General features: G+C 39.2%; 7 protein-coding genes. 2 read left to right on the top strand and 5 right to left on the bottom strand.

The annotated features are described in order from the left end of the window. Positions 1–404: 404 nt before the first annotated feature. Positions 405–1106 (top strand): orotidine-5'-phosphate decarboxylase, encoded by a 702-nt coding sequence (gene pyrF, locus AB1414_09065; protein MEW6607590.1) that lies wholly within the window; start codon positions 405–407, stop codon positions 1104–1106. A gap of 327 nt (positions 1107–1433) precedes the next feature. Here pyrF and AB1414_09060 read toward each other — a convergent pair whose 3' ends face one another. Next, positions 1434–1631, bottom strand: a complete 198-nt coding sequence (locus AB1414_09060) for a hypothetical protein (GenBank protein MEW6607589.1) — start codon at positions 1629–1631, stop codon at positions 1434–1436. Positions 1632–1804: 173 nt separating this feature from the next. Here AB1414_09060 and polA point away from each other — a divergent pair, with 173 nt between their 5' ends. Next, positions 1805–4462, top strand: a complete 2658-nt coding sequence (gene polA / locus AB1414_09055; protein MEW6607588.1) for a DNA polymerase I — start codon at positions 1805–1807, stop codon at positions 4460–4462. Positions 4463–4907: 445 nt separating this feature from the next. Here the strand turns inward: polA and AB1414_09050 are convergent, their stop codons facing one another. The 4 genes from AB1414_09050 to AB1414_09035 form a co-directional block, all read right to left on the bottom strand. Beyond that, complete coding sequence (locus AB1414_09050) at positions 4908–8126, bottom strand: cohesin domain-containing protein (protein MEW6607587.1); 3219 nt, start codon at positions 8124–8126, stop codon at positions 4908–4910. A 335-nt stretch (positions 8127–8461) separates the two neighbouring features. Further along, positions 8462–8953, bottom strand: a complete 492-nt coding sequence (locus AB1414_09045; GenBank protein ID MEW6607586.1) for a nucleotidyl transferase AbiEii/AbiGii toxin family protein — start codon at positions 8951–8953, stop codon at positions 8462–8464. 210 nt (positions 8954–9163) lie between these two features. Beyond that, complete coding sequence (locus AB1414_09040; protein ID MEW6607585.1) at positions 9164–10147, bottom strand: DUF1566 domain-containing protein; 984 nt, start codon at positions 10145–10147, stop codon at positions 9164–9166. Between the two features lie 112 nt (positions 10148–10259). Beyond that, a partial coding sequence (locus AB1414_09035; protein ID MEW6607584.1) for a hypothetical protein occupies positions 10260–10480 on the bottom strand: 221 nt, incomplete at its 5' end.

The following is a 10480-nucleotide window of genomic DNA, read 5'->3' as shown; positions in this document are numbered from 1 at the left end:
AAAATAAGGTGGTGAACAACCTATTGCTTTGTTAAGTTTGCTTTGCTATGTTTAGAAAGTTATCGGTTATCAGGTTATCGGTGAAGAGAAAACAATGACCTGTTATCTCCGATTACTGATTACCTAAAAGTAACATGCAAATTCAATCTTAACAGAGCACTATAATCTTTGCGTTCTTTGCGGTTAAAAAAGGATAAACCACTTAATCTTAAAAAAACTTGAATATCGAGTTTAAATAATCACAATTTATACCCCAGTGGAGTATAGTTTCGTCCTGAGCTCAGCCGAACGGTATTTAATTACCAGTTACCAATCACCAGTTACCAGAATCAAATTCCGTGCGTTATTTGTTCAACACGACACTAGACCAATTTGTCTGACCAGGAGAAAAAGGAAGGGTAATAATGCAACTAAAATTAGAAGAACGGCTAATTGTCGCCTTAGATGTTGATAATTTGAAAGATGCAGAAAAACTAGTGAACCAATTAAAAGATTATGTTACAATTTTTAAGGTTGGGGCTCAGTTATTTACAGCCGCAGGACCTGATGCGGTTAAAATGGTTCATGACAAAGGAGGTAAGGTATTTTTAGACCTGAAATATCACGATATTCCAAATACAGTGGTTTCTGCAACAAAAATAGTGGCTAAAATAGGTATTTTTATGTTCACTATTCATACCCTCGGTGGCAAGGAGATGATGCAAGATGTAGTTAAAACACTTGCACAATTTCAACCAAAACCATTAGTCATTGGAGTATCTATCCTGACAAGTTTAGATTCAGATGTGCTTGAAGAAATAGGGATAGAAAAGGATTTGAATGATGAAGTGATTACTTTAACCAGGTTAGCCAAATCATCAGGACTTGACGGAGTAGTTGCCTCAAGTCATGAGATTAAGGCGATTAGAAAGGAATGTGGGCAAGATTTTATTATTGTTACACCAGGAATTAGACCTGCCGGTATCCTGGATGACCAAAAAAGAATAGCAACGGCAAAACAGGCGATAGACTCAGGAGCAAATTTTATCGTGATTGGCAGACCGATAATCGCCGCCGAAAATCCCATCAAAGTAGTAAAACAAATTATAGATGAGGTAACTGTTTAGCCACTGATTAACACGGATGAGCACGGATAAAAGGGAGGAGAAAGTAAAAAAGTAGGCTGAAGGCTGAAGGATATAGGATAAAAAATCTTGTAACCGTTCAGCCACAGAGGCACAGAGTTCACAGAGAATTAGAGAAATTAGCCCCAAATGAACACGAATTAACCTGTGACATTCGATAAATGTAGTACGAACCTTTAGGTTCGCTTTCCTGCTTGCCAGAAGCGAGGCTAACGCCTCGCACTACAAATCTTTTTATTATTCGTGTTCATTCGTGGTTATATATTCCCTCTGTGTTTTCTGTGACTCTGTGGCTATATCCCTGAACGGTTACCCGCACAGAGACTTTTCTAGCTTATCCAGTATATTTTTAGCCGTGGATAATAATTGTTTTGCCTGTTGTTTTTGTTGAGAATTGAGAATATGGAGTGGAGCGGTTTGCCGAAATATATCGCGTAATTTCTCTATTAATTTTATTACCTCAAACATCCCCTCCACATCCGCTGAATTACCTATTTTAGTGCTCATAATTTATCTTACCTTCGGGTGCGTATCCAATTTTACCTGCTTTTATTACACGCACCCCTAATTTCCTATTTAGGTTATCATAACCTATTAGAATTGTCAACAGAAAAATAGCCACATCTTCAATTTTTCTATTGACAGAACCTTTATTAAATGGTAAAATTGAAATAAATTTAATGAAAAGGTTATTTTTAGTAGATGGGCATAGTTTAATCTATCGAGCGTTTTATGCTATTAAGTTATTATCAACTTCTACAGGCATACCCACCAATGCCGTTTACGGCTTCACCATTATGCTCCTAAAATTAATCAAAGAAGAAAAGCCAGAATACCTGGCAGTTGTGTTTGATTCTAAAGTCCCTACCTTTAGACATAAAAAATATCCTGAATATAAAGCTCAACGACAGAAGATGCCTGGTGAAATGCAATCCCAGATGTCACTTATTATGGAGGTCATCTCGGCATTTAATATCCCCATATTTGCAAAGGATGAATATGAAGCAGATGATATTATTGGCACAATAGCCAAAAGGTATGAGAATGAGGTAGATGAAATAGTTGTCGTTTCCGGGGATAAGGATATTTTGCAAATTGTGGATGATAAAATAAAGGTCCTGGCAACTAAAAAAGGGCTATCAGAAACGGTGCTTTATGATGTTCAGGGTGTTAATGAAAAATTTGGTGTTCAACCTCATAATATCATTGATCTCCTCGGTCTGTCTGGAGATACCTCAGATAATATTCCAGGAATCAAAGGAGTAGGCGAAAAAACGGCAGTTAAACTCATCCAGCAGTTTGGAGACATAGAAAATTTACTTAATAATCTTAATCAGGTTTCTAATGAAAACCTCCGTGAAAACATTAACGGACACTCACAAAGTGCTATTATGAGTAAAGAATTGGTTACGCTTGATACGACGGTTCCTATCGAGGTAGATTTAGAAGCCTGTAAAATAAAAGATTATGACAAAGAAAAGGTATTTGAAATACTGAATAGATTAGAATTTAAAAAACTCCTGAAAGAACTTGGGCTGTATAAAAAAGAGGTGTCAGGAGACTATCATATAATTGCGGATAAAGATAAGTTTCAAATATTACTAAATTCCCTGAAAGATACCTCTTTATTTAGCATTAATTTAGTAACTACCTCTATAAATCCTATGAATGCTCAAATAGTTGGAATTGCAATCTCCCTTAAACCCTATTGTGCATACTATATTCCTATTGCACATGAATATCCGGGAGCACCCCCACAGTTAAAAAAGGAATATGTTCTGGAGGCACTAAAACCTTTTTTAGAAGCAATAAATACAAAGAAACTTGGGCAAAATATTAAATATGAACTAATTATTCTAACTAATCATGGGATTAGACTCAAAGGAACAAAATTCGATACTATGATTGCTTCCTATCTTATAAATTCTACGGCAAAACATAATTTAGAAGAGATAATCTTAAATTATTATGGAATTACTAAACCCTCGGCTAAAGATATAATGGCTAAGGGAACATCTATATCTGCTGTAGAAATTCAGCAGGCAGGAGAGTATGCCTGCTCAAATGCAGATTTTATACATCGACTAGGTGATGAAATACTAAGATTTAGATTAAATGAAGAAAATCTTATCTCTTTGTTTGAAGAAATAGAGATGCCATTAGTTGATGTCCTGGCACAGATGGAACAGGATGGTATCAAGATTGACATTTATTATCTTAAAGAACTTTCGCAAGAATTTGGCAAAAGGTTGAATGATTTAGAAAAAGAGATTTATATCCTTGCGGGAACAGAATTTAATATTAATTCACCCAAACAGCTGGGATTTATATTATTTGAGAAACTTAAAATGCCGGTGAAAAAGAAAACTAAAACTGGATTTTCAACTGATGAACAGGTTTTAAAGGAATTAAGTTATTATCATGAATTGCCAGATAAACTTCTGGAATATCGAGAGGTATCCAAATTAAAATCTACCTATGTCGAGGCATTAATATCCTTGACCAATCCTATCACCCATAGACTTCATACCTCTTATAATCAAACGATTGCCGCCACCGGAAGATTGACCTCAAGCGAGCCTAATTTACAAAATATTCCTATTCGCACCGAACTGGGTAATCGAATAAGAGAGGCATTTATTGCGGATGAAGGTTACCTGTTACTTTCTGCGGATTATTCTCAGATAGAATTGCGGCTTTTAGCCCATATTAGCCTGGATGAAAGATTAATCAATGCCTTTCGCAATGATGAGGATATTCATACTCAGACAGCAATTGAAATATTTGGTGGCAGTCCGGATTTGGTTACTCCTGAGATGCGTCGTGCCGCAAAGGTAGTTAATTTTGGCATTACCTATGGAATGAGTGCCTATGGATTAAGTCAGGAATTAAAAATTAGCCCGACTCAGGCAAATGAGATAATTAATCGCTATTTTGAAAGGTATCCGGGGGTAAAAAGCTATATTGATAAAACTATTGAGGAGGCAAAACTAAAGGGATATGTTTCAACCTTGTGGGGAAGAAAACGATATTTACCTGAAATCAACTCCGAAAGCAGGCAATTGCGTGAATTTGCATACCGCCAGGCAGTTAATATGCCTATTCAAGGCTCTTGTGCTGATTTGATTAAAATCGCCATGCTCAACATTTATAAAAAATTAGACCGTCAAAAAGCCCAAATGCTTCTTCAGGTTCATGATGAATTAATCTTTGAAGTTAAAAAAGAAAATCTGGATGAAATAAGTGGCTTAGTTAAAGAGTGTATGGAGGGTGCAGGACAATTTTTAGTGCCAATAAAGGTTGATATTCATTGGGGAAAGAACTGGGGGGAAATATAACTCTCCGCAAAGGACACAGAGGACACAGATTATTAAATCTGCGAAAATCTCCGTTAATCTGCGCATTAAAAACAGAAAAATCCGCAGATTACACAGATTACACAGATTTTAAAGAGGGATGAAGAAGTTTGGGTAAAAGAGAAACAGAAAACCCAGATGCTTATTTTTCGAACGAAACAAAAAAGAATGGAAGTGAAGTAAAAACACCAATGTTAAATCTTTAATCTGCGAAAATCTGCATCCCAAAAATTGCCCGCAAGACTTAACTTAATTCTTTGTGAAAAATCCGTCTCATCCGCTGGCTAACATTATATCATTTCCTTTTTAGCCTGTCAATAAAAGATTACTGAAAAGGAGAAGACCATCGACCCAATTACCTACTGCAAACATATTCTCCCTTTTCCTCTTTGTGCCTTTGCGCCTTTGTGTGATAATTATATCCCACCTACCGGATAATCGCCACCTTACCTACCTTCTTATGTCCATCGGCATCTATTATCACATAGATATACACACCACTTGCTACCCTTTTCTCATCGTCATTTATCCCTGCCCAGGTAGCCGTCGGTGAGGTATATTTAATCGCCTTATTTAATGAGGCAACTAATTCTCCCGCCAGATTGTAAATCTTAAAGGTTGTCACATTATTAGTTAACTTATCAAAGGTAATTTCTGTTTGAGGTGCTTTAAGTGGATTGGGATAGGCAATTACACCGGTTAAGTCTTGTATGACTTGTGTAATTTGCACCTCAGTTACTTCCTCTTTTAGTGAGCTGGGAATATTTTGTGGGACGGGTTTAGAGTTGTCTTTTAAAATCACATTCTCAATCTTAAAGGTCGCCTTTCCACTGATGACATCTTCCTTTACCTTAAAGTAAATCACGGCTAATACCCCATCTCCACTAACACCTGTTTGTGCTTGCAGTCTGGTGGCTCCAATGCCTTTAATCACTCCATTACCAATCTTACCCATAACAAAGAATGTTGAAACACCATCTTGCTTCAGGAAACTGCCTTCATTGACATCGACCACACTGACCATTTCCTGGTTGAATTTCAAATCAAACTGGTAGGCATAGAGGTCTTTGGCATTTTCTGCCTTTATTTCCACCTTGAATATCGCTCCTGGCTGGTAGGTATCGTCTTGCGGGACTGCGAGTAATTTCATCTCGGTATCAGTCCTTGCTGGTGATAGTGCTGGTGCGGGTGCTGGGCTACCGTAACTTTCACCAAAATGTATCCCTACTGCGGCTAAATCAGTTATATTGACTATCCCATCATTATTAACATCTGCTGGTGGATACCAATTTGGGCTTGCTGGTGTCTCACCAAAATGTATCCCTACTATGGATAAATCACTAATATTTACTACCCCATCACCATTAATATCCCAGGAGGCAATCACGACGACACTATGGAATCGGATGACCGGAATAGTTTGCGGCACTGGCGTAGTATTATCTTTGAGTATGGCACTGGTTAGTGTCATGGTGCTATGATGGATATTGGCTAATACCTCAAATCGTATGCCAATTAATGTCCCGGTTCCATTTACACCGGTGGTAGTTCCATACCGTGTACTTGCCGCATGGATAACACCTAAAGTTGAAGTAGCCATAAACCAGGTGCTGGAGGCTCCATCTGAGCTGATAAATGCCCCTTTTGTGACTGAGACCACCTTTAATGTCGAAGAGCCATATCCTACATATAATTCAAAGCTGTAGAGGTTATCGACCGCTTCTGCCTGAACTATCACATCAAATTGCTGACCAACGGCGCTGACAGTGCCTGGTGGTAGAATTCTAACATTTACCGACGGCACTGGTGCTACTGCACCCAATCGTTGATATTTGATTTCATAGGGTGCCGTATCACCTTCAGTCCAAACCAAATCTGCCCCGGCCACATTACCCTTCAGAGCTAAATTAGGATACCCGGATGACGGAGCACTCTGACTGATATTCTGTATTATACCAAAATCAGCCTCAGCCGAGTTACAAGAAAGCACCTCACTACTCATCCCTGGATAGTCATACCAGACAACATAGATGACATCATTCGTATCAACTCCAACAGAGGGATAATATGAGTCGTTGGTATCATGACTTAGATTTCTGTAGCTGGTGCTAACGACATCTTTAACACATTTCTTATAAAACACCTCAGCATTACCCAGCGTCGTATCGCTCCAGAGAATATGAATATCGTCATTAGAATCGGCAACGATAGAAGGAGCAGATGAATTCCCTGAGGTTTGCGAGACATTTATGGCATCGATAGCTGGTAACCAGTTACCATTCAAGGTATGGCGATATAAAATCTCACCACTCATTACCCAGGCACAATGAATCTCATTATGGGAATCAATAGTCAGGCAGGGTTGTGCCCCATCGCCAATGGCTGTTGGTGAACTAAAAGGACCTATATCTTTCTGGCAAGACATAATTTTATCATTCGTATAATCTTCGAAGACTAAATGTTTGACATTATTTGAATCAATGGCTATTGCCGGAGCGATATATTGATTGGCATCACCAGGACTAACAATTTCAGGATTACCAACGCCTACCTGATGATAGACAATCTGCCAGGTGTTATCGAACTCTTCCCAGACGACATAAGCATTATTGGCTGAATCAACAGCAATAGACGGATGGGTAGAATAGATAGCCTTATTATTACTCAAATTGACAGGTCCAGACCAGTTTAGACCATTATTGGTTGATGCCGCGTAATAAATCTCACCTTTAGAATGATAGACCAAGTGTATCTTGCCAGTTGAATCGCGGACTAATCTTTTACCTTGATTATACGCCGTGGCATTGGCATTACCTGACCGCAGTAAGGCACGCACCTCAACCGTCTGGTCTGTAGTTGTATTAGACGCACCAATATTATTCCATGCCTTGAAGAGATAATGATAGAGACCATTGAGCACCTGTTTGTTATTGTTATCATAGCCATCCCAACTGACTATGGCTGGTGGTGCACCTGAGGCACCATAACTCTTCACTAATTGTGTATGGCCGGCATCCCTATAAATATTTAATGTCCAACTATCAATACCCAGAGGATGTGTCGCCGAGAGTGTAAATGTAGTCGTATCGTCAATTGTATCCCCATCCGGGCTAAATGGGTCAGGTAAATCACTGGCAGAGACTATGGGTAAAAGAATAACAAAGAAATATGCCTCATCTATTGAGCCACTGGACAGACCAGTAGCGGTGATGGTCTGAGTTCCCTGCGGTTTATTGTCTATCGTAAATGTAGTGGCAAAAATACCACGACTATCTGTCGTACACAGAGTTATAGTGCGACTATTTCCAAAATCAATCCGGATGGCTTCTGTGGGAGAAAAATATGCCCCTTCAACACTAACAACTATCCCTACTGTCCCTGAAGCAGGTGAGACAAGTATAATCTGGGCAGAAGTCAAAGATGGATACAGATTAGCGGCTAATTTATGATGAGCACTTTGCCAATTGCCAATGACAGCTTGTCCGATGACATCATGCAGGCGGTATGAAGTTGAACTGCGATTTGCTCCACCACTATCGCCACTGCCAATGGGAACACAATAATTTGCCCCACTACTTAAGGTTAGAGAAGACAAGACAATAGCTAAACCAGTTAATAATGTTTGAAAATAATACTTTTTACTCATTTTCGTTACCCTCCTTTGCTTTGGAGTGCGAAAGCTTGCTTTCGCTTTGCTCTGGAGTGCGAAAGCTTGCTTTCGCTTTTCTTTGAAAGCTTGCTTTCGCTTTTCTCTGGACTGCAAAACCCTGCTTTCGCTTTTGCTCCTGCTTTTTAGTCTGCTAAATCCGCAGACTAAAAAAATTTACCCCCATTCTGTCTTTCTATTTTGAATCTCTGTTATTTTGAGTCCTTTTCTTTTGTCCTGAAATCACTTTTTGAAACCTGTTAGCTTCATACAACCAGTCAAGTTTTTGTTTCAAGCTTCTTTTCTTATAAAATTTGATCTTCTCTTCAATCTTTTCAAACCCCTGCATTATAATTCCCCCCTAAATGTTTTATATCATATAAATCAATATCTCTATTTGCTTTTCTTTTCATCTTTACCAAATCACCCAGAGAGATAACAGGAATAGCAATACCTTCAGCATCAAAAATAACAGCATTTTTAATTCCATCCTTATATGAAACAGGACTTTCTATAATGATATCTATCTCTGATATTATTGCCTTATCATTATAAAAGTTAAATGCCTTCATATTTTTATCATTTATCCATGAATCTCGTATTTCTTTGATAGCAAAATCATAAGGATTAACAGGTACTTTAGGTTTATATCCCCATTTTGTCAGGAGGTCAATCAATCGTTTTATGTTTTCATCTTCCATTTCAATAAGAATATCAATATCATAGGTAAAGCGTGGTAATCCATGGAAGTTTACCGCCAAACCACCTATAACAAAATATTTTACTTTATTTTCATTAAATTTTCTGAAGATATCAATATAATGCACAACTACTTACTCCTCATTGTTAGATTCTTTTAGCACACGGATTGCACGGATTCTTATTTATTTCTTTTTAGAACCGTGGCTTTGCTTTGGAGTGCGAAAGATTGCTTTCGCTTTGTCCGAAAGCGGTAGCAAGCTACCGCACTCCAAAATAGCAAGCTACCGCAGAGGGGCAAGCCCCCTATACCCCCAAATCGTTAAATAGACAAATAGTTAAAAAGCCCGAACAGCACGCACTCTAAGTGTGGTGCTCTTATAGTAGCCGTAGTCTTGGTGGCCACCGTCGACATTCTGGTACCAGGCGTAGTAGTTACTGTACTCCGTAGAACTCCAATAGTAGTAGTCAGCAAAACCGCCAACCACATCCTTTTGTTGATACAATAAATTCAGCTCGTGTTTTGATGGTAAGTACCAGTCGCCATAAGTAACACCACCTACTGTTACTGAATAATCAGCACAAACCTTTGCCGCAAAATTACCGGTTTGGTTATCGCTGATTTGTGTAGCTACTATCATAGCAGTATTCATTGCACCAGCACCCACTCCATCGCCTAAGGAGCCAGTATATCTATAGGTTCCGTTATACCATTGTATTCCTGTGCTCTGGTCGGCTGTGGCAGCGATTAAACCATGCTGACCATTATCATACACATAGAATACAATCCCACCACCATAAGATTCGCCTATGTAGTGCCGTGATGCAGACAAGACATAGGTTGCTGTCCCTGCTTTATAGGCATAGGTTGCTGTCCCTGCAACAGTGGCTGTCCCTGCAACAGTTGCTGTCCCTGCATATTCAGCCCGCAAGGCATAACCCACCGAGGTTAATTGTTGTCTGGGAGTCATCTCCGGGTCTTCACCAACCTTTATGCCCAGATAATAATTCTGGCTAAAGTCTAAGTTAAGTGGTGCCACACTCCCTAAAATAGCATTAAATAGCCCATTAGTGATGGCTATGGTTGGATTTGTTTCTGTCCAGAGTGCTGAACCTCCGGTTGGCTGGGAATATAATTTAAAGGTGATGGCATAATTACCATCTGGCACAGGTTTACCTGCCGTATCAGTTAATTTCCCCTGATAATTGATTAATTTCGGCACTGCCGCCTGTGCCACTTGTGCTACCCCCAACCATAAAATTAGCCCCAAAGTGATTAGCCCAGAAAAAACTCTCTTACCTTTACTAACTTTTCTACACATTTTTTTACTACCTCCTTTTTGTTTTAAATTTGGACTGCGAAAGCTTGCTTTCGCTTTGGAGTGCGAAAGCTTGCTTTCGCTTTTGCTCTGGACCGCGAAAGTGCCAGAGATGCTATCTCCTCGCTTTTGCTTTGCTTCCCTGCGAAAGCGGTAGCAAGCTACCGCACTCCAAAAAATAAGCTACCACACTCCAAAATAGCACGCCACCGCACTGCACATCTCCCCGCTTTGGAGTGCGAAAGCTTGCTTTCGCTTTTGCTTTGGACTGCGAAAGCTTGCTTTCGCTTTTGCTTTGGTCTGCGAAAGTGCCAGAGATGCTATCTTCTTGCTTTC

The sequence above is a fragment of the bacterium genome, from assembly GCA_040755795.1.
GTDB lineage: Bacteria > UBA9089 > CG2-30-40-21 > CG2-30-40-21 > SBAY01 > JBFLXS01.
Note: the sequence above shows the minus strand (reverse complement) of the source record. Positions and strands in the feature narration are given on the sequence as shown.